Annotated in this window: 19 protein-coding genes and 3 tRNA genes; 15 read left to right on the plus strand and 7 right to left on the minus strand. The window is 34.6% G+C overall.

The annotated features are described in order from the left end of the window. Positions 1-69: 69 nt before the first annotated feature. The 11 genes from TAGGR_RS06350 (at position 70) to TAGGR_RS06400 (ending at position 10,424) form a co-directional block, all read left to right on the plus strand. The gene (locus TAGGR_RS06350; protein ID WP_059176481.1) at positions 70-309 is read left to right on the plus strand and encodes a DUF465 domain-containing protein; all 240 of its coding nucleotides are present in this window, start codon (positions 70-72) and stop codon (positions 307-309) included. Then, on the plus strand, positions 306-1,958 hold the full coding sequence (ilvD, locus tag TAGGR_RS06355) for a dihydroxy-acid dehydratase (RefSeq protein ID WP_059176482.1): 1,653 nt from the start codon (positions 306-308) through the stop codon (positions 1,956-1,958). The genes TAGGR_RS06350 and ilvD overlap by 4 nt, the downstream gene beginning before the upstream one ends. A gap of 42 nt (positions 1,959-2,000) precedes the next feature. Continuing rightward, positions 2,001-2,086 (plus strand) — tRNA-Leu (locus TAGGR_RS06360). A gap of 23 nt (positions 2,087-2,109) precedes the next feature. Further along, positions 2,110-2,976, plus strand: a complete 867-nt coding sequence (gene galU, locus TAGGR_RS06365; protein ID WP_153000465.1) for a UTP--glucose-1-phosphate uridylyltransferase GalU — start codon at positions 2,110-2,112, stop codon at positions 2,974-2,976. Positions 2,977-3,063: 87 nt separating this feature from the next. Next, positions 3,064-5,496: an endopeptidase La gene (gene lon / locus TAGGR_RS06370; RefSeq protein ID WP_059176483.1), complete on the plus strand. Its 2,433-nt coding sequence runs from the start codon at positions 3,064-3,066 to the stop codon at positions 5,494-5,496. Then, the gene (gene thiL / locus TAGGR_RS06375) at positions 5,493-6,479 is read left to right on the plus strand and encodes a thiamine-phosphate kinase (RefSeq protein ID WP_059176484.1); all 987 of its coding nucleotides are present in this window, start codon (positions 5,493-5,495) and stop codon (positions 6,477-6,479) included. The genes lon and thiL overlap by 4 nt, the downstream gene beginning before the upstream one ends. A gap of 1 nt (position 6,480) precedes the next feature. Continuing rightward, on the plus strand, positions 6,481-7,758 hold the full coding sequence (gene rimO, locus TAGGR_RS06380) for a 30S ribosomal protein S12 methylthiotransferase RimO (RefSeq protein ID WP_059176485.1): 1,278 nt from the start codon (positions 6,481-6,483) through the stop codon (positions 7,756-7,758). Next, the gene (locus TAGGR_RS06385) at positions 7,755-8,582 is read left to right on the plus strand and encodes a site-2 protease family protein (protein ID WP_059176486.1); all 828 of its coding nucleotides are present in this window, start codon (positions 7,755-7,757) and stop codon (positions 8,580-8,582) included. Before rimO ends, TAGGR_RS06385 begins: the two co-directional genes overlap by 4 nt. Further along, entirely contained in the window at positions 8,583-9,491 is a 909-nt protein-coding gene (trmB, locus tag TAGGR_RS06390; protein ID WP_059176487.1) for a tRNA (guanosine(46)-N7)-methyltransferase TrmB, read from the plus strand. Continuing rightward, positions 9,488-9,901 carry a response regulator gene (locus tag TAGGR_RS06395; RefSeq protein ID WP_059176488.1) on the plus strand — a complete coding sequence of 138 codons (414 nt, stop codon included), beginning with the start codon at positions 9,488-9,490 and terminating at the stop codon, positions 9,899-9,901. The genes trmB and TAGGR_RS06395 overlap by 4 nt, the downstream gene beginning before the upstream one ends. 19 nt (positions 9,902-9,920) lie before the next feature. Further along, positions 9,921-10,424 (plus strand): tetratricopeptide repeat protein, encoded by a 504-nt coding sequence (locus TAGGR_RS06400; protein ID WP_059176489.1) that lies wholly within the window; start codon positions 9,921-9,923, stop codon positions 10,422-10,424. Here TAGGR_RS06400 and TAGGR_RS06405 read toward each other — a convergent pair. The 5 genes from TAGGR_RS06405 to TAGGR_RS06425 form a co-directional block, all read right to left on the minus strand. Continuing rightward, positions 10,387-11,076: a phosphorylase family protein gene (locus TAGGR_RS06405; protein WP_082673578.1), complete on the minus strand. Its 690-nt coding sequence runs from the start codon at positions 11,074-11,076 to the stop codon at positions 10,387-10,389. The two genes, TAGGR_RS06400 and TAGGR_RS06405, sit on opposite strands and share 38 nt — an antisense overlap. Then, on the minus strand, positions 11,063-11,890 hold the full coding sequence (locus tag TAGGR_RS06410; RefSeq protein WP_059176491.1) for a hypothetical protein: 828 nt from the start codon (positions 11,888-11,890) through the stop codon (positions 11,063-11,065). Before TAGGR_RS06410 ends, TAGGR_RS06405 begins: the two co-directional genes overlap by 14 nt. Before the next feature lie 27 nt (positions 11,891-11,917). Further along, entirely contained in the window at positions 11,918-13,222 is a 1,305-nt protein-coding gene (locus tag TAGGR_RS06415; RefSeq protein ID WP_059176492.1) for a B12-binding domain-containing radical SAM protein, read from the minus strand. Further along, a complete protein-coding gene (locus tag TAGGR_RS06420) occupies positions 13,219-14,004 on the minus strand; it encodes a tRNA (adenine-N1)-methyltransferase (protein WP_059176493.1) in 786 nt (261 codons plus the stop codon). The genes TAGGR_RS06415 and TAGGR_RS06420 overlap by 4 nt, the downstream gene beginning before the upstream one ends. An 18-nt stretch (positions 14,005-14,022) precedes the next feature. Beyond that, positions 14,023-14,094, minus strand: a tRNA-Gly gene (locus TAGGR_RS06425). 76 nt (positions 14,095-14,170) lie between these two features. Here TAGGR_RS06425 and TAGGR_RS06430 point away from each other — a divergent pair. Beyond that, entirely contained in the window at positions 14,171-14,665 is a 495-nt protein-coding gene (locus TAGGR_RS06430; RefSeq protein WP_059176494.1) for a ribonuclease H-like YkuK family protein, read from the plus strand. Here the strand turns inward: TAGGR_RS06430 and TAGGR_RS06435 are convergent. Together TAGGR_RS06435 and TAGGR_RS06440 are read right to left on the minus strand one after the other, a co-directional pair. Further along, positions 14,666-14,737, minus strand: a tRNA-Thr gene (locus tag TAGGR_RS06435). It lies immediately after the preceding gene. Positions 14,738-14,743: 6 nt separating this feature from the next. Continuing rightward, the gene (locus TAGGR_RS06440) at positions 14,744-15,271 is read right to left on the minus strand and encodes a macro domain-containing protein (RefSeq protein ID WP_059176495.1); all 528 of its coding nucleotides are present in this window, start codon (positions 15,269-15,271) and stop codon (positions 14,744-14,746) included. A gap of 47 nt (positions 15,272-15,318) precedes the next feature. On the opposite strand from TAGGR_RS06440, the gene TAGGR_RS06445 reads away from it, so the two are divergent. Genes TAGGR_RS06445 through TAGGR_RS06455 form a run of 3 tightly spaced genes read left to right on the plus strand, consistent with a single transcriptional unit; the run spans position 15,319 to position 17,216 of the window. Next, positions 15,319-15,669: a molybdenum cofactor biosynthesis protein MoaE gene (locus TAGGR_RS06445; protein WP_059176496.1), complete on the plus strand. Its 351-nt coding sequence runs from the start codon at positions 15,319-15,321 to the stop codon at positions 15,667-15,669. Beyond that, the gene (locus TAGGR_RS06450) at positions 15,650-16,930 is read left to right on the plus strand and encodes a beta-barrel assembly-enhancing protease (protein ID WP_059176497.1); all 1,281 of its coding nucleotides are present in this window, start codon (positions 15,650-15,652) and stop codon (positions 16,928-16,930) included. The genes TAGGR_RS06445 and TAGGR_RS06450 overlap by 20 nt, the downstream gene beginning before the upstream one ends. A 10-nt stretch (positions 16,931-16,940) precedes the next feature. Then, complete coding sequence (locus TAGGR_RS06455) at positions 16,941-17,216, plus strand: acylphosphatase (protein ID WP_059176498.1); 276 nt, start codon at positions 16,941-16,943, stop codon at positions 17,214-17,216. Positions 17,217-17,234: the final 18 nt, after the last annotated feature.

Here is a 17,234-nt window from a genome sequence, read left to right on the forward strand (position 1 = left end):
AAAAAAATTTTTTACCAATTTTTTACCATTTGTTGTAAAATTTAAAAAACATTCCTTAGGAGGTGTTCCATGAGAGAAGAAGAGATCATTGAAGTTCTCAAAAGAGAAAATGAAGAATTTCGTAAGCTTTACGAGGAACACAGGCATCTTGACAGTCTTCTTGACGAGATGAACAAAAAACCTTATCTAACTCCCGAAGAGGAAATTGAGAAAAAAAGAATGCAGAAAGAAAAACTTTACAAAAAAGATAAAATGGCTGAAATGATAAGACAATACAAATCCAAACTTGCAAAGGAGGCAACTCAGTGAGAAGTGACAGTATAAAAAAAGGTCTTGAAAGAACTCCTCACAGAGCTCTCCTCTATGCAACAGGGATACCAAAATCAGAGATGAAAAAACCATTTATCGGCGTTGCAACAAGTTTTACCGACATAATACCCGGACATATTTCAATGAATGAACTGGGAAGATTTATAGAAAAAGGAATTCATACTGGCGGGGGCTATCCATTTTTCTTTGGCATCCCTGGAATTTGTGACGGAATTGCGATGGGACATAAGGGAATGAAGTATTCTCTGCCATCAAGAGAGCTAATTGCAGATATAATTGAATGCATTGTTGAAGCTCATCAGTTTGATGGAATAGTGCTTCTTACAAACTGTGATAAAATCACCCCAGGAATGCTCATGGCTGCTGCAAGGCTTGATATTCCCGCAATAGTGCTTACAGCAGGACCAATGCTTGCAGGATACTATAAGGGTCAGAGAAGAAACCTTACTACTGATACCTTTGAAGCTGTTGGAAAGTTTAAAAAAGGACTTTTGACAGAACAGGACATTCAAGCACTTGAACTATGTGCATGTCCAACTGCTGGTTCCTGTCAGGGAATGTACACGGCAAATACTATGGCATGTATAACTGAAGCACTTGGAATGAGCCTTCCAGGTGTTGGAGCAACTCCGGCAGTCATGTCTGAAAAGCGCAGGCTTGCTTTTGAAACCGGTGTAAAAATTGTTGAACTGGTCAAAAATAGAATTACAGCAAGAAAAATACTTACAAAAGAAGCTTTCTACAATGCCATTACAGTTGACATGGCACTCGGTGGCTCCACCAATACAGTGCTTCATATAAAAGCTATTGCCAATGAGGCAGGAATTGAACTTCCTCTTGAGATTTTTGATGAAGTAAGCAGAAAAACTCCTCACATTGTAAACATAATTCCCTCAGGAGAACATTACATGGAAGACCTTTACAGAGCTGGTGGTATTCCTGCTGTTCTTCATAGACTTAAAGATAAAATCTATTCAAATCCAACAGTTTCAGGCATTGACATAAAAGAGATTGCCAGAAAAGCTCAGATCTTTGATGAAGATGTAGTTCGTCCAATTGAAAAAGCCTATCATAAAGAAGGAGGAGTGGCGATTCTTAAAGGAAATCTTGCACCTGATGGTGCGGTGGTTAAGCAAACTGCTGTCTCGCCAAAAATGCTTAAATTTGAAGGAACTGCCCGGTGTTTTGACTCTGAAGAAGATGCAATGAAAGCAATTCTTGATGGAAAAATCAAAGAAGGAGATGTAATTGTAATAAGATACGAAGGACCTTCTGGTGGTCCTGGAATGAGGGAGATGCTTTCTCCAACAAGTGCGATCACTGGAATGGGACTTAATGAATCTGTTGCTTTGATTACTGATGGAAGATTTTCAGGAGGAACCAGAGGACCATGTATTGGACATGTCTCACCAGAGGCAGCTCAGGGAGGTCCTATTGCTTTGTTGAAAGATGGTGACAGAATTTTAATTGATATTCCCAAAAGAAAGCTTGAGGTTAAACTTTCAGAAAGCGAACTTAAAAAGAGAGCTAAAGAGTGGAAGCCACCAAAACCAAAGATAAAGAAGGGATACCTTTTAAGATATGCTCGAATGGTAAGCTCAGCTGACAAAGGAGCAATACTTGAGTAAGGGACTTGAATAAACTTTGATTTTTTTTGTATCTTAAATATAGCCGGAGTGGCGGAACTGGTAGACGCAAGGGACTTAAAATCCCTCGGAGGGCGACCTCCGTACGAGTTCGAGTCTCGTCTCCGGCATTTATTTTTGTCTGGAGGTTATAGTGATTAAAAAAGCAGTCCTTCCTGTGGCAGGTCTTGGTACAAGATTTCTTCCAGCAACAAAGGCATCACCAAAAGAAATGCTTCCTATAATAGATAAACCTCTTATTCAATATGCTGTAGAAGAGGCAATAAAAGCAGGAATTGAGGAATTTTTATTCATTACAGGAAAACACAAAAGAGCGATTGAAGATCATTTTGACAAAGCCTATGAATTGGAAGAAAGGCTTAAGGCTTCAGGAAAATATGATCTTGTTGAGAAAATTAATAGTTTTGAAAATTACAACTTTGTTTTTATAAGGCAGAAAGAACCAAAGGGTCTTGGAGATGCTATTTTGTGTGCCAGGTCATTTGTTAAAGATGAACCTTTTGTGGTAATTCTCAGTGATGATTTAATTGATCCTGACTATCCTCTTTTAAATGAGATGCTCAAGATTTATGAAGATAAAAAAGCTCCAGTTATAGCTCTTGAAGAGGTTCCTCTGAGTGAAGTTTCAAGGTATGGAATAGTTTCAGGTAAAAAGATTAATGGATATTATGTTATTGATAATTTAGTAGAAAAACCCAAGCCTCAGGATGCACCTTCCAACTTTGCAATAATAGGTAGATATATTTTAACACCTCAAATATTTAAATATCTTGAACAGGTAAAACCTGATAAAAAAGGAGAAGTTCAACTAACTGATGCTTTAAGACTGCTTTTAAATGAAACAAAGATATACGGGGTGGTAATTAAAGGAAAAAGGTATGATGCAGGAGAAAAGCTTGGTTATTTAAAAACAATAGTAGAATTCGCCTTAAAAGATCCTGAAATTTCCTCTAATTTTAAAGCGTTTCTTAAAGAAAAACTTTCAAGTTCAATTTGTTAAAAATTTTTCGAAAAATGCCAAAATTTTTCCAAAAACTGTTAAAATTAAAATAAATATTAAAAATTTTATTCCCAGTAGGAGGAAAAAATGGATGAGATAAAAAAAGAAGATAAAGAACAAAACAATGAACAAAACAACGAAAAACAGGACAATAAAGAAATAGAGATTCCTGAACAACTTCCTGTTCTTGCAGTAAGAGACATTGTAATTTTTCCGTATATGATAATTCCTCTTTTTGTTGGTAGAGATATTTCTGTTAAAGCTGTTGAGCATGCTTTGAATACAAATAGGCTTATTCTTTTGCTTACTCAGAAAGATTTTAATATTGAAATTCCTGAACCTTCGGATCTTTACAATATTGGGACAATATGCATGATCATGCGAATGTTAAGACTTCCTGATGGAAGATTAAAAATTCTTGTTCAAGGGCTTTCCAAGGCAAAAGCAATAGAGTTTTCTCAATCAGAAGGTTTTTATCTTGCAAAAATAGAGAGAATTGAAGATATTCAGCTAAAAGAAATTACTCTTGAACATGAAGCAATGGTAAGAACAGTTAAGGAACAGCTTGAAAAAGCCATATCACTTGGTAAAAACATACCTCCAGACGCTATGGTTATAATTGAAAATATTGATGAACCAGGAAGACTTGCAGACCTTATTGCTTCAAATCTTGGATTAAAGAGTTCTGAAGCACAGCAAATACTTGAAATTACAGATCCTTTTGAAAGATTAAATAAAGTAAGAGAAATTCTTAACAGAGAAATTCAACTACTTACGATTCAGCAAAAGATTAAAAAAGAAGCAAAAGATGAGATTGATAGAACGCAGAGGGAATATTTTTTAAGAGAACAGCTTAAGGCAATTCAAAAAGAGCTTGGAGATATTGATGAAAAGGCTGAAGAGATAAATGAATTTAGAAAAAAGATTGAAGAAGCAAAAATGCCTGAAAAAGTTAAAGAAGAAGCTGAAAAACAGCTTAAAAGACTTGAAAGAATGCATCCTGAAGCTGCTGAGTCAGCGGTTGTTAGAACATATCTTGAGTGGCTTACAGAACTGCCATGGTCACGGTCAACTCAAGACAGGCTTGATATAAAAGCGGCAAAAGAAGTTCTTGATAAAGACCATTATGATCTTGAAAAAGTTAAAGAGAGAATACTTGAGTATCTAAGCGTGAGAAAATTAAAAGAGAAAATGAAAGGACCGATTCTTTGCTTTATAGGTCCTCCAGGAGTTGGAAAGACATCCTTAGGACGTTCAATTGCAAAAGCTCTCGGAAGAGAGTTTGTTAGAATTTCTCTTGGTGGAGTAAGAGATGAGGCAGAAATAAGAGGACACAGAAGGACCTATGTTGGTGCTCTACCTGGTAGAATAATTCAGGGAATCAGGCAGGCTGGGACAAATAATCCTGTATTTATGCTTGATGAAATAGATAAACTTGGAATGGACTTTAGAGGAGATCCTTCTTCAGCACTTCTTGAAGTGCTTGATCCTGAACAAAACAATAGTTTTGTTGACCACTATCTTGCTGTTCCCTTTGATTTAAGCAACGTTATGTTTATATGCACCGGAAATGTTGCTGATACAATTCCCTCAGCTTTAAGGGATAGAATGGAGATTATTTATCTTTCAGGTTACACAGAGGAAGAGAAACTTCAAATTGCCAAAAAATATCTAATTCCAAAACAGCTTGAAGAACATGGGCTCAGTTCTTCAATAATGAAAATCAGTGATAAGGCAATAAGATATATAATTACCCATTACACAAGGGAGGCAGGAGTAAGAAATCTTGAAAGAGAGATAGCAAATCTTTGCAGAAAAGTAGCTAAATACATTGCAGAAGGGAAAAAGAAAAAGTTTTATATAACACCTCAAAAAGTATCCAAATTTCTTGGTGCACCCAAGTATCTTCCTGAGGAGGAACTTAAAAAAGAAGAGGTTGGAGTTGCAACAGGTCTTGCGTGGACAGAGGCAGGCGGAGATGTTATCTATGTTGAGGCAACAATTATGAAAGGGAAGGGTAACCTGATTCTTACAGGACAGCTTGGAGATGTTATGAAAGAGTCTGCTCAGGCAGCGTTAAGCTATGTAAAATCAAAGGCAAAGGAATTAAATATAGATGAAAAGCTTTTCAGCACAATGGATTTACATATTCATGTTCCTGCCGGTGCTATCCCTAAGGATGGTCCATCTGCAGGAATTACAATGGCTTCAGCAATTGCCTCAGTTTTCACCGGTAAACCATTGAGAAAAGATGTTGCAATGACAGGTGAGATTACATTAAGGGGAAGAGTACTTCCAATTGGAGGACTTAAGGAAAAAGTACTTGCTGCAAAGAGAATGGGCATAAAAACTGTTATCATACCAAAAAGGAATAAAAAGGATCTTGAAGAGTTGCCCAAATATGTAAAAGAAGGTATGAAATTTATTCTTGTTGAATCTATGGATGAAGTTTTAAAACATGTTTTTTCAAAAGCTAAAACAAGAGATAGAAAGCAAACAGTAGCAGCTAAATCTAAATGAAAAAAGATGAACTTGAACTTGTTAAGTATATAAGAAATAAATTTCCTTTTACTGAAGGGATAGGGATTGGAGATGATTCAGCTGTTTTACTTTTCAGGAAATCTGCATTACTTACAACTGATTTGATGATTGAAGATGTTCACTTTGATTTGAGCTACACTTCCTTTTATCATCTTGGATTTAAAATTGTTTCTGTCAATGTAAGTGATATTTATGCAATGGGTGGAGATTTTAAGGGCTTTTTGTTTTCATTGGGAGTTCCTGTAACTACGAATGAAGAAGATATTGATAGTTTATTTGATGGTATTGAGGATGCTCTAAATTATTATGGTGGTTATTTGATTGGAGGAGACTTGAGTAGAAGTGAAAAGGTCATACTTTCAGGAGTTGCGGTTGGAGAAACTGAAAGACCTATTTTAAGAAAAGGAGCAACTGCAGGGGATCGGATTTTTATAACTTCCTATCTTGGACTTTCTCAAGCAGGCTATTATGTCTTAAAAAGTCTTAACCAAGAGGATAGGGCAAAAGTAAAATCAACAAAATACTTTGACCTTAATGAAAAAATTATATCATATGGTAAAAGTGAAATAAATGAAGCTTTACAAAGACATTTAATGCCTTTTGCGAGAAAATCTGACAAATTTAGAGATATAGCAAAGGCAATGATGGACATCAGTGATGGTTTACTTATTGATTTATATAGACTTTGTGAAGAGAGTAAAGTTGGTGCAGAGATCTATGTTGACCAAATACCTGTTCATCCTGCGGTAAAAGAGATAGCAAAATTATTTAACATGGATCCACTCAAACTAATTCTTTCTGGTGGAGAAGACTATGAACTTATTGTGATTTCTGATAAAATTTATGCAACAGAGGTTGGCTTAATTCCAATAGGAAAAATAGTTGAGGGGGAAGGGATATACTTAGTCGATCCTTCCAAAGGAAAAATTCCTACAAAACCAGAAGGCTGGCAGCATTTCTAAAATGAAAAAATTTATGGTTATAACACTTGGGTGTCCAAAAAATACAGTTGATTCAAGGCATCTAATAGACGCATTAAATTCTGAAGGCTTTTGTTATGTTGAAGAATTCAAAGAGGCAGATTTTATTTTTATAAACACCTGCTGTTTTATAGATGATGCTAAAGAAGAATCAATAGATGAAATTCTCACAGCAGCAAAATTTAAAGAAAATAGAAAACTTTTTGTATTTGGTTGTCTTTCTCAAAGATACAAAGAAGAACTGAAAAAAGAAATACCAGAAATTGATGCTCTATTCGGGGTGAACGATACAGAAAATATAGTTAGCTTCATGAATCAGTTTAAAGATTTTAAAGGTGGTTCTAAAAGCCTTTCTTATACTGTTGAACCACCAAGTTATAGATATATCAAAATTGCTGATGGTTGCAGTCGTAGATGTAGTTTCTGTATTATTCCTTCTATTAGAGGTAAATTTAGAAGTATAGAGCCTGAAAAGATAATTAGGGAGGCTGAAGATTTTGTTTTATCTGGAATAAAAGAGTTAATCCTTGTTGCTCAGGATATTACTCAGTATGGAAAGGATTTAAAAGGTTACAGGCTGCCAGATCTTCTTAAAGATTTATGCTCAATTAGTGGAGATTTCTGGATAAGACTCCTTTATCTTTATCCATCTGACATTGATGAAACTCTAATTCAAACAGTAGCAGAAAATGATAAAATTGTTAAATATCTAGATATTCCAATGCAACACAGTGAAGAAAGGATATTGAGACTTATGGGAAGAAGAGGTACAAAGAAAGAGTATTTAAGAAAGATTCGACAAATTAGAGAAGCAATTCCTGGAGTAACACTCAGAAGTACCTTTATTGTAGGATTTCCTACTGAAAAGGAAGAAGAATTTCAAAATCTCGTTGACTTTATTGAAGAGGTTCAATTTGATCGTTTAGGTGTTTTTAAATACTCAAGAGAAGAGGGAACTCCTGCCTTCAATTTAAAAGGACAGATTCCTGAGAATGTTAAACAGAGAAGATACGATGAGATTATGACAAGGCAGGCAATTATCTCTCTTGAAAAAAATAGAGCACTCGTTGGTAAAAAATATGATGCCCTGATAGATTATGTTGACGCTGATATGGCAATGGCAAGACTTTATTGTCATGCACCAGAGATTGATGGTGTGGTAATATTAGAGAATACGGGGGATTTAAAGGCTGGCAAAAAGGCAAAAGTGCTTATAACTGAAGCCTATGAATACGACCTTAAAGGAGTTATTGTTTCGTGAGGAAATACTTAATACATGTAATTCTTTTTATTGCAACAGTTTTTACAACTCTTTTCGCAGGAGCCCTTCAGCAGGGGATAAATCTATTTAAAGAACCAATTAGACTCTGGGAAGGATACCCATTTTCAATAAGTATCATGACAATTTTGCTTGGACATGAGATGGGACATTACTTTGCCTCAAAGGTACACAACACAAAGGCAACACTGCCTTATTTTATTCCAGCACCTTCAATAATAGGCACATTCGGAGCTTTTATAAAGATGAAATCACCGATTTTCACAAGAAAGGCACTCATAGACATTGGAGCAACAGGTCCACTGGTTGGTTTTGTTTTATCATTTATTGCCTGCATAATTGGACTTAAAATGTCAAAAATAATTCCTGTAACGACACAGGAAGATTTATTTATGCTTGGAGACTCAATTCTTTTTTCTTTGCTTGTGAAATTCACACTGGGAAATATTCCCGAGGGACATGATGTTTTGCTTCATTCTGTTGCCTTTGCAGGATGGATAGGACTTTTTGTAACTTCCATGAATCTTTTGCCTGTAGGACAGCTTGATGGTGGTCACATTGCTTATGCTTTATTTGGAAGATGGCATTTTTATATTTCAAGAATTACTTTATTTGTAGTTGCAGCTTTTGGAGTTTTTTACTGGTATGGATGGCTTGTATGGGCATTGCTTCTTCTTTTTCTTGGTCTAGATCATCCTCCAATACTTTTGTGGGAAAACAGACTTTCATCAAGCAGACAAATAGTCGGTGCGGTATCGTTTTTAATCTTTATAATTACATTTGTTCCTGCACCTTTCAGGTTTTAAATGTGGCATTATTACATTGACTGGCGAAAAGTAAAAAAGCCTCTTGCCTTTGAAAACTTTACAGTTGAAATCGGCTTTGGTTCCGGTGATTTTTTAATTAAACTCGCAGAGGAAAACAGAGATGAAGTATTTTTCGGAATTGAGAAATCATGGATATCTATAAACAAACTTTTAAAAAAGTGCAGTCTTAAAAAAATTGATAATATTTACTGCACCAGACTTGATGCTTATTGGGCATTTCAGCTTTTATTTAAAGATAGAAGTGTAAAAAAAATAATAATGAATTATCCTGATCCATGGTTTAAAAAATCTCATGCCGAAAGAAGGCTTACAAAGAGAGAAAATCTTTATGTTTATGCAAAAAAATTAATTCCCTCTGGTGAAGTTCAAATAAGAACTGACGATTACTCTTTTGTTGAGTTTACACTACAGGAAGTTTCCCTTTTGAGTTGTTTTTCCCTAAGTGTTTCAAATCCCACGATAAATGAACCTTTAACAAAGTATGAAAAAAAATGGCTTTCAGCGGGCAAAGATATATGGGACATATTTCTTAAAAAGGAAAAGGAGCCTTATAACCTGGAAGTTAATGAAATAAAGGAGGTAACTGAGTTGTATCCTGTAAAAGTTTTAGTAAACAAAGAAAAAGTAGAATTTTTATCACATAGGGAGTTTAAAATTGAAGACGGTCTGTATCTAAAATGTTTTTCTATATGGAGAAAGGAACAAGACTATGCTTTGGAAGTTTTGCTCAGTGAGAATGGTTTTTTACAAACTTTCATTGTAACTGTAAAGAAGAAAAATGATTATTTTATAATAGATATATCTCAATTTAGTGAAGTTTTGAAAACTGAAGGAATACAGAAAGCTCTAGTTTTTTTAGGAAAAATAATTGGAAAGGAGATAAAATGAAGAAAAGAGTTCTTATATGTGTTCAAAAAGATATTAAAAATGCAATTAACTGGGCATTAAAAGATCTTCCAGAAGTATCACCGCAATATTTTGATCATGTCTATCAAATGGAAAAACTTTTTGAGTCAGATATAAATTTTTGCGGTATTATAATTGATTCTCAGATTGATGGTGAAAGTACAACTCCTTTTTTACAAAAAATAAGAGATAAATCAAAAATTAAAATCCTTTTGATAGTTTCAACTGATACTGGAAAACAGGAAATAATAAATCTGATTCAAGATAAAATGGTTGATAATGTTATTGTGAGACCATTCAGTGCCAATCAAATAGTTGATGCAGTCGCAAAGTTGTGTGGTATTCATATATCTAAGGAAAAACCTTGGTATATGTATACAAAACCTGAATAGATTTGATATAATTCACACTATGGAAAAGCTGGGCTTTGAAGAAAGATTTGAAGAAGCAAATTTAATGCTCAGATATAAAGAGTTTGAGGAATCTTGCAAAATATACAGTGAGCTGATACAAGAAAATCCAAATTTGCCGGAACTTCATAACAATTATGGACTTGCTCTCTTTTATCTAAACAAATTTGATGAGGCAATCGAGGAGTTTAAAAAAGCCATTGAACTTGATAGTACTTTTGCTCTTCCTTATGCCAACATTGGACTTGTTCACCTAAATAGACATGAGTATGAAAAGGCTGTAGAATTTTTTCTAAAAGCTCTTGAGTTTGATTCTGATAATCCTGAAACTCATTATAATCTTGCTGTATCTTACTATAGAATGGACAAAAAATATGATGCTTTAAAACATTATGAAGCTTTCATAAAGTATGCAGGTGACAACTATACAAAACTGAAAGAGAGTGTTCAGAAAATTATTGCAGAAGTTAAAAAGACTGTTCAAATAAGTGAAAATGCTCAATAATAAAATTTTGAACTATCAAGGATGCTTTTGATACTTCCATGAAACTCAAAGTTTCTGCTCTATCAGTAACCATGTTACTGATACTTCTTATTTCAATACAGGGAGTTTTGTAAATCTGTGCTACCTTTGCTACTGCTGCACCTTCCATATTTTCACAGATGGCATTGAATTTTTTCTCAAGAAATTTGGCTCTTTTGAGATTTCCAGTGCAGCAGGATACTGTAAGAAATGCACCTTTTGGTAGATTATTTAAAAACTCTGGCATATAAAGAGAAAATTCTTCAGAATTTAAGAAAATAAATGAATCATCGGTATTCTCACATTTTATCAGTAATCCTTCGTCAGCAAATATTTCTTTTTCTGCAACTGCTATACTGCCAATCTCAAGTCCAGATGAAGGATAGGCACCTGCTATTCCTGAGATAATAACTCCTTTTATAGGGAATTTTTCAAAACAAATTACAGAGGATATACTTGCCGAGGCTTTTCCAATTCCTGAGATACATATAATTAAATCAGAGTTTTTTATTTTACCTTTTATAAAAGGTATACTTCTTACAGAAAAAAAGTTTTTATCATCTAATTTTTCAACAATCAGTTCGCATTCTCTCTGAGTGGCAAAGAATAGTGCTATCAATTTATGCTGCTTCAAGAGCTTTCAGTCTTTCTTCAAAATCTTTCATTCTCTGCGATAGAGCCTTTCTTTCTTCAAGTACATCCTTTAGAACTCCAGCAAGATGGTCGTTCTGTTTGAGTAAGAAATCAAAGTCATACATCTTTAGTTTGACCTTTATATCCTCCAAATCACTGTGAACTTCTAACATGGAAAGTCTTAGTGCTTCTCTTAATTTCTCAAGAGAAGAGGAAAATCTCTGTTCCATGCTCATAATTTCAGCCTTTGTAGCCATATCTTTCTTAATTTCAGTAACTTCCTGCTCGAGTTTTGTAAATTTTTGTTTCATTATTCCTACATCTTGTTTAAGTATCTCGACATCTTGTTTAAGTATTCCTACATCTTGTTTCAGTATCTCTACATCTTCAGCTAATCCCTTAATTTCTTCTTTGACGACAGCTCTTACTTCGTGCTGAATAACAATTTTCAATTCTTCCCTAACAATGGTTCTTACTTGAGCTTGAATAACCGTCCTCAATTCCTCTTTAACGATAGTTCTTACTTCATCCTGAATAACCGTCTTCAATTCCTCTCTAACAATAGCTCTTACTTGATCCTGAATAACAGTCCTCAATTCCTCTTTAACAATAGCTCTTACTTCGTTCTGAATAACCGTCCTCAATTCCTCTTTAACAATAGCTCTTACTTCGTTCTGAATAACCGTCTTCAATTCCTCTTTAACAATAGTTCTTACTTCGTCCTTAATAACAGCTTTTACTTCTTCTCTAACAGTATTTTTAACTTCCTCTCTTACAACTGTTCTCATTATTTCGGCTAATTTTTTTTCATCCATTTGAGTCCTCCTGGATAAAACATTACGTTATAGTATCAGATTAAAGTTATTAACATCAAGTTTTAATCTCCTTAGTTCATCCTTTGAATATCCAGCATAAATCTCTGAAAAAATTGAATTATTTGTCAAGATAGGATCTAAATCTTCAGAGATTACACCAAGTTTTACAAGCTCATGCCAGTAATAGGTTCCTTTAATTGGTGAAAACTCAGTTAAATGAATCCGAACTTTCAATTTTTTAAGAAAATCAACCCCAGCTCTTACTTCATCAAGGCTCTGTCCGGGAAGTCCATACATTATGTAAACTCCTATTTCCTGAGAGGAAAATCCCGCTTCTTTAAGATAAAAAACTGCTCTTTCAACTTCTTCAGAGGTAACCTTTCCACCTGTTTCTATCTGCCTTTTTATGTTTACTGTTTCAAGGCTTAGTCTAATAGTTTTAAAGCCTGACTGTCTCATCAAATAGGCAAGGTCACTGTCAACATAGCGAGCATGAAGTCCATTTGGAGTATGAAATCTCAGTTGTAAGTTTTTGTTGATTATTTTTTTAAGAAGAGGTTTTATATGGTAATCAGCTCTGTATAGTAAAGCATCATCATAGAAAGCAAAATCTCTCACTCCAAGTCTATACAACTCTTCAATCTCATAAACTATCTCATCTATCTGTCTCTGTTCAAAGGAGTTATATAATAATGAAGAAGCGCAGTATGGACATCTAAAAGGACATCCTGTTGAAGTTAAAATTGGTGCATAGGGCATTTCTTTGTAAAAGTTTAACTGCCACCAGTATTTTGGCTTATTATTTACTTTTTTAAGCTTAAGACCAAAATTTTCAACTACTTCAATCAACCTTTTATCTACGTGGCCCTCATAGACAAAATCAGCCTCTATATTCTTCTGTGCATGTTCTTTATATAGAGTTGCATAAATCCCTCCAAGAATAATCGGAATATGATTAAATTTTTCTTTGAGAATTTCTATAACCTCTTTTACTCCATACCACCAGTAAGCCATAATGGATGTTACAAAAATAATGTGAACAGAACCAGCAATGTTTAATTTTTCAATAAATTCTTCCTTACTGCATCCATATCGTTTATATTTTTTAGGTATCTCTTTTAAAATTTCAGGTTTTTCAATAACTTCTGATTTATACTTTCCTGTTCCGTATTTTTTTATTTTGAAAGAGTTGCAACAGTCTATAAAAAGTAGCTCAACATTAAATTGACTTAAAAATTCAGCAATTTTCAGTAAACCTAAAGGTCTTGCCCAGAAGTTATAGGCAGCAAAATCATATATCCAGGGATTTACGAGAAGACATCTAACAGTCATGAAAGTTTTCTAAAAACAACAATAAATCCTGTGTGAGCTACCATTCTTAAAGCAGGTCTCAGGCTTAAGCCTTCTTTTTCCCAGTTTCTTTCAAAAAGCTCAAATATCCCGACCTTGTAAAGTTTTTGAGAAAAGTTTTTTTCAAATTCTTCCATTAGACTGTAGATTTGCAAAACTGTTGTTAGATAACATCCCAGAATTCCTCCAGGTTTTAAAGCCTCTACAACTTTATCAAGAAAAAGCCAGGGTTCTGTAAGATCAATAATTGCTCTATCAAAGTCTGAATCTTCAATGCCTTCAGCAATGTCTTTATTTAAGAGAACTAACTGTCCTGCCGATTCATTGGCAATAAATTTTTCAATATTTGCCTTTGCAGTTTGATAAAAATCTAATCTTTTCTCATATGATACAATCTTACCTTTTTCTCCAACAGCTCTTAAGAGATATAAGGTTAAAGCTCCCGAGCCTGTTCCAACTTCAAATACTTTTGCTCCAGGGAAAATATCAAGGAGTGTAATAATTCTTGAAATATCTTTTGGATAGATTATTTGAGCTCCTCTTTTCATTTTGAGAACATAGTCTTCCAAAGTAGGGGGAAAAACAGTCAGAGTTTCTCCATGAGATGATTTAATTTTAATTCCGTAGGTTTTACCGATTATTTCATTATAAAAAATGTTCCCTTTATGAAATGAAAAATGAGTATCTTTTTTCAAAGTTACCAGATATTTTCTTCCCTTTGAATCTATCAAAAGAGCTAAATCGCCTTCTTTGAATGTTGACAAGACTACCTCCAATAAAAAAGCGGGCGACGGGATTCGAACCCGCGACCTTCAGCTTGGGAAGCTGACACTCTCCCGCTGAGTTACGCCCGCAAGTTAATATAGTTTTTTATATCATCAGAGATTAAAATATGTCAACTTTGAAAAAAATTTTGGTAAAATAAAAACAATGGAAGTTGAATCGATAAAAAAATCAGTTTTTATAAGTCCCACATTCGGCGCTCTCACTTTTCAAGAGGTTTTTGAAAAAATAATAGATTTTGTTAGAGAACAACCTGACAGGCAATACAATTTAATAGTAGGGAGTGACTCTTTCCCAGGAGAGCAAACTGTTTTTGTAACTGCAATTATAATTCATAGAAAAGGTGCCGGTGGAAGATATTTTTACAGAAGAATCAAGTACGAAAAAATGGATAACTTAAAATTGAGAATTTTTACCGAAGCTTCTCTCAGCCTTGAAGTAGCAGAGACTTTAAGAAAAAAACTTTCAGAAAATGGAGTTTCCCGTTTACCTGTTGAAATTCATCTTGATGTAGGTAAAAACGGAGCAACAAGAGGCATTGTGAAAGAAGTAATTAAAATGATAGTTGGTTCAGGATATATTGCCGTAACAAAACCCGAGTCTTTCGGTGCTACAAAAGTGGCAGATAGGCATACAAACTAAAGCCGGGAATGGGATTTGAACCCACGACCGGTCGATTACGAATCGACTGCTCTACCGCTGAGCTATCCCGGCATTATTCTATATTTTATCAAACTCTTCTTTAAAGTAGCGATAGGTCTCTTCATCAAAAAGACAGAACTCAATTACTTCAACAGTTGTCTCAGTACTTTTCAGATATTCTACAGCAGTTTTAATTAAAACTTTTGCTACCATATTTTTCGGACATCCGTATATACCTGAGCTTATTGCAGGAAATGATATGCTTTTTAGTTTATAATCATTAGCTAATTTAAGACTACTTAATACAGCATTTTTAAGCTTTTTTTCCTCATCTCCTTCGCCCCATTTTGGTCCAACAGCATGAATAACATATTTAGCCTTTAAAGAACCAGCAGAAGTGATTGCTGCAGAACCTGTTGGAACAAAACCTATTCTGTCGCTTTCCTCCTGTATTATCTTTCCACCTTTTCTAACAATGGCTCCTGCAACTCCACCGCCGTGTTTCAGATAGTTATTGGCTGCATTCACAATTGCATCTGTATCTTTTTCTGTAATATCTCCGACCATTATTCGTAAGGTTCTTCCATTTATCTTTTTTTCCTCCATTTTTACCTCCTGCTTTAGAGACTTATTTTTGTTATAATATATTTTAAATGATTGATAGCTGGATAAGTGAAATAAAAAGCCATCCACAAAGTAGTTCCATCGGTATGATTCTTGTCCATAATGGAATTGTCAGGGCAACCTCTAAGGAAGGAAAACCTGTAAAAGGTATGCGACTTTCCTATAATGCACAAAAATTAAATGAGATTATTAAAGAAATAAAAAATAGAGAGGGAGTATTTGAGGTGAGAGTCTGGATAAATGAGGGAGAGTTAAAAATTGGGGATGACATAATGAAAGTCCTTGTTGCGGGAAGGTTTCGCACAGATGTTATTCCTGCTTTACAGGAACTTGTAAGTAGAATAAAAAATGAAGTTGTCCATGAAGAAGAGATTATCTAAAATTTTCATTGTTTTTCTAATCTTCTTACTCTCTGGATGTATTCAGGAGATAGACCCTCTTTCAGGAAAAAAAACTTACACTCTTCTTTCAACACAGCAAGAGATTTCTATTGGCCATCAGGTCATTCCATCGGCAATCAATGAAAATGACGGCTTATATCCTGATAGGGAAGTTCAAAACTACATCCGAGAGCTTGGAGCAGAAATTTCATCAGTTACACCAAGAAAAGTTGATTACCAGTTTTATGTGGTAAATTCTTCTCAGGTAAATGCTTTTGCACTGCCAGGTGGACCGGTTTTTATAACAAGGGGAATTATACTTAAGATGGATAAAGAAAGCGAACTTGTAGGAGTTCTTGCCCATGAACTCGGACATATTAATGCAAGACATCACGCAAAATTTCTTGAAAAAACTTATGGAACGAATATTTTGCTTAGTATTCTTGGTATTGCCATACAAGAAAGTAAATATGCCGGAGCAGTAATGAGTCTTGCTCAGGTATCAGCGGGAATACTTCAGCTTAAATACAGCCGTGATCAGGAAAATGAAGCAGATACGCTTGGAGTCAGATTTAGTTATCAGAGCGGATATGATCCGAGAGGATTAATCAGCATGTTTGAAAAATTCAAAGCAATGGAGAGAGGGAGTTCTGTTGAATGGTTAAGTACTCATCCCTTGCCAGAGACAAGGATAAAGAATGTTCAACAGATGATTGCAACTCAGTATCCTGATAGTTACAGATTAAGACAGGATAGTGATAGATTTCAAAGAATTAAATCAATTCTCAAGTCTACAGATCAATCCTATGTTTATGTTGAACAGGCTAAAAAATATATAAAATCAAGAAATTACAATGAAGCACTTGATCTTCTTAATAGAGCAATTCAGATTTATGGAAGCAATGTGGCATATACGTACAGGGCATTAGTAAATCTTTATCTGAAAAGATACAACTCTGCTATAGACGATTCTCAAAAAGCATTAGAGCTTGACAGCCTCTACTTTTTACCGATGCTGATAAAAGGTATAGCCTTAAATCAGACAAATCAATGGAATGAGAGTATAAATACGCTTGAAAGAGCAAAAAAATTGCTCAAGGAGAATCCTGATACTTATTATTATCTTGGCGTTGATTATCAGGCAATAGGAAATAGAACCAAAGCTATAGAAAATCTATCTACCGCACTAGAGCTTACTGATGGAAAACGTGGTTGGGAAGCAGATGCCCAGAGAAGATTAAGAATACTCAGAGGATACTAAGGAGAAAACAATGAGAAGGGCGCATCTTTTTATAAGTGGAAGAGTTCAGGGCGTTTTTTACAGAGCTTTTACTAAGGAAATAGCTGATTCTTTAGGACTTAATGGATGGGTAAGAAATTTGAGAGATGGTAGAGTAGAGGCAGTTTTTGAAGGAGATGAAGAGAGAATTTCAATTGCTATAGACAGATGTAAAGAAGGTCCTCCCTATGCAAGAGTTGACAATATAGAGATAATCTGGGAAGAACCTGAAGGATTAAACGGTTTTGAAATAAGAAGAACAGCTTAAATAAACTACTTATAAAGA

Origin of the sequence: Thermodesulfovibrio aggregans (assembly GCF_001514535.1) — a bacterium.
Classification (GTDB): Bacteria; Nitrospirota; Thermodesulfovibrionia; order Thermodesulfovibrionales; family Thermodesulfovibrionaceae; genus Thermodesulfovibrio; species Thermodesulfovibrio aggregans.

Bases quoted from the DNA above. Each gene is read 5' to 3' on its own strand.
- trmB (WP_059176487.1), top strand. From the start codon at position 8,583: ATGTGGCATTATTACATTGACTGGCGAAAAGTAAAAAAGCCTCTTGCC.
- TAGGR_RS06410 (WP_059176491.1), bottom strand. From the start codon at position 11,890: ATGGATGAAAAAAAATTAGCCGAAATAATGAGAACAGTTGTAAGAGAG.
- TAGGR_RS06400 (WP_059176489.1), top strand. From the start codon at position 9,921: ATGGAAAAGCTGGGCTTTGAAGAAAGATTTGAAGAAGCAAATTTAATG.
- TAGGR_RS06445 (WP_059176496.1), top strand. From the start codon at position 15,319: ATGATTGATAGCTGGATAAGTGAAATAAAAAGCCATCCACAAAGTAGT.
- TAGGR_RS06415 (WP_059176492.1), bottom strand. From the start codon at position 13,222: ATGACTGTTAGATGTCTTCTCGTAAATCCCTGGATATATGATTTTGCT.
- TAGGR_RS06430 (WP_059176494.1), top strand. From the start codon at position 14,171: ATGGAAGTTGAATCGATAAAAAAATCAGTTTTTATAAGTCCCACATTC.
- thiL (WP_059176484.1), top strand. From the start codon at position 5,493: ATGAAAAAAGATGAACTTGAACTTGTTAAGTATATAAGAAATAAATTT.
- rimO (WP_059176485.1), top strand. From the start codon at position 6,481: ATGAAAAAATTTATGGTTATAACACTTGGGTGTCCAAAAAATACAGTT.
- TAGGR_RS06350 (WP_059176481.1), top strand. From the start codon at position 70: ATGAGAGAAGAAGAGATCATTGAAGTTCTCAAAAGAGAAAATGAAGAA.
- TAGGR_RS06455 (WP_059176498.1), top strand. From the start codon at position 16,941: ATGAGAAGGGCGCATCTTTTTATAAGTGGAAGAGTTCAGGGCGTTTTT.
- TAGGR_RS06395 (WP_059176488.1), top strand. From the start codon at position 9,488: ATGAAGAAAAGAGTTCTTATATGTGTTCAAAAAGATATTAAAAATGCA.
- TAGGR_RS06450 (WP_059176497.1), top strand. From the start codon at position 15,650: ATGAAGAAGAGATTATCTAAAATTTTCATTGTTTTTCTAATCTTCTTA.
- TAGGR_RS06440 (WP_059176495.1), bottom strand. From the start codon at position 15,271: ATGGAGGAAAAAAAGATAAATGGAAGAACCTTACGAATAATGGTCGGA.
- lon (WP_059176483.1), top strand. From the start codon at position 3,064: ATGGATGAGATAAAAAAAGAAGATAAAGAACAAAACAATGAACAAAAC.